Raw genomic sequence first — 1,845 nt, forward strand, 5'->3', positions numbered from 1 at the left:
GGGACGTCAGCGAGGCGTAGAGCTGGAGTTTGTGTTCGCGCGGCGGCCCCGGCAGGACATGAACGGCGGTGAAGTACGCCTGCGCCACCGGCGGGTAGATGGTGTGGGCGCGCGGGTAGTTCAGCCGGATACAGTGCGGCCCGCGCCCGATCGCCGCGCACCCGGCCGGATCCGGGAACAGCCAGCGATCGCGCAGCCGGGCCAGTTCCGGAGCGAGCGGGCCGTACCGGTAGGGGTCGATCCCGGCAGCCTGGACCCGACCGTCCCAGGCGTAGCGGTACAGGTCGTCGGAGAGCTGCGGGCCGGTGGTGGCCGCGACGGCGTGGATGGCGACAATTCCGCCGAGCAGCATGGCGACAGCCAACCGGCGCGGGGCCGCGTGGACCAGCAGCGCGGCTGTGGCGACACCGAGCGCCCACCAGAGCATGACGGGGTAGAGCACCCCTGCCCGACCGGGCAGGTATCCCGGCGCCGCGAGCAGGCCCGCGAGCCCGACACCCGCCCCGGCCAGGGCCAAGGCCGGCCTGAGGCGTGGCGCGGTGCGGGTTCTGGGCATGGTCCCGAGACTGGCAGGCGCAGCGCCGGCGCGGGAACACCGCGCCAGGCCTTCCTCGTTCCGTAATGCCGGTACTCGGTCGCGAGTGGTCCCGGCGGCCTACCGTGCATTCGTGCGACAATTGCCTCGCCAGTTGCCCCGTCGGTTGCCTCATCTGCTGACCGAAAAGCTGCCGGAACCACCCCCGGTCCTGCGGCGCGGCCCCCTGCGCGAAAACGCATTCCCCAGTCGGCTGCACGATCCACGGATGGCGGCTCTCCTCGGCCTCTGGCTCGGGATCGCCTTCGGAACATGCTTTCTGACCGGGCTGGTGTCGCATTTCATGCAGCATCCGCCGTCCTGGCTGGAATGGCCTTCCCGACCCGTCTGGCTGTACCGGGTGACCCAGGGCCTGCACGTGACCACCGGACTCGCGAGCGTCCCACTGCTGCTGGCGAAGCTGTGGACGGTGTATCCGCTGTTGTGGGAATGGCCCCCGATCCGTTCCGTCGCCCATGCGGTGGAGCGGATAACGATCGTGCCGTTGATCGCAGGGGCGATCTTCCAGCTCAGCACGGGCATCGCGAACATCGCGCAGTGGTACCGGTTCCACTTCTTCTTCACCGTGACCCATTACTGGGTCGCCTGGATCACAATCGGCGCGCTGGTCCTCCACATCGTCGCGAAGCTCACCGTCGTCCAGGCGAACGTGGGCCGTCGCCGCCATGAGCGCGCGCCCCTGAACGGCGCCGCCACCACCATGACCGGCGCCGCCCCGGGGACGGGCAGTCTGACGCGGCGCAGCCTCGGCCTCGCGACGGGGACCGCCGCCGGGGTAATCGTGGCGACGACCGCTGGCCAGTCGGTTCCGGGCCTGGCCCGGCTGGACCTGCTCGCGCCGCGGCGGCCCGACATCGGCCCGCAGGGGCTCCCGGTGAACCGCACGGCGCGAGCCGCGCGGGTCACCTCCCTCGCCCGTGACCCCGGGTACCGGCTGGAGGTGGTCGGTCCGCGCCGGATGGTGTACACCATCGAGGAGCTGTACGCGCTGCGTCGGTACAGCTCGAAGCTGCCGATCACCTGCGTCGAGGGATGGGCCGCGGACGCCACCTGGCACGGGCCGCGGCTGCGGGATCTGCTGGACGCCGCCATGATCCCCGCCGACGCGACGGTCCGGGTCGAGTCCCTCGAGGCCCGCGGGGGCTACCGGGCAAGCGACGTCAGCCCCTCGCACGCCCGGGACTCGTTGACCCTGCTCGCGACCGGGGTGAACGGCGCCGGCCTCGACCTCGACCACGGTTATCCGGATC

Annotated in this window: 1 protein-coding gene and 1 pseudogene; one reads left to right on the forward strand and one right to left on the reverse strand. The window is 71.5% G+C overall.

All coding sequences use genetic code 11. The features are described from left to right. Positions 1 to 556: pseudogene (locus ACY45C_RS07345) on the reverse strand (hypothetical protein); the annotation flags it as partial. Between the two features lie 247 nt (positions 557 to 803). On the opposite strand from ACY45C_RS07345, the gene ACY45C_RS07350 reads away from it, so the two are divergent. Then, on the forward strand, positions 804 to 1,845 hold a 1,042-nt coding region (locus tag ACY45C_RS07350; RefSeq protein WP_462186882.1), incomplete at its 3' end, for a molybdopterin-dependent oxidoreductase.

The sequence above is a fragment of the Frankia sp. CcWB2 genome, from assembly GCF_977927585.1.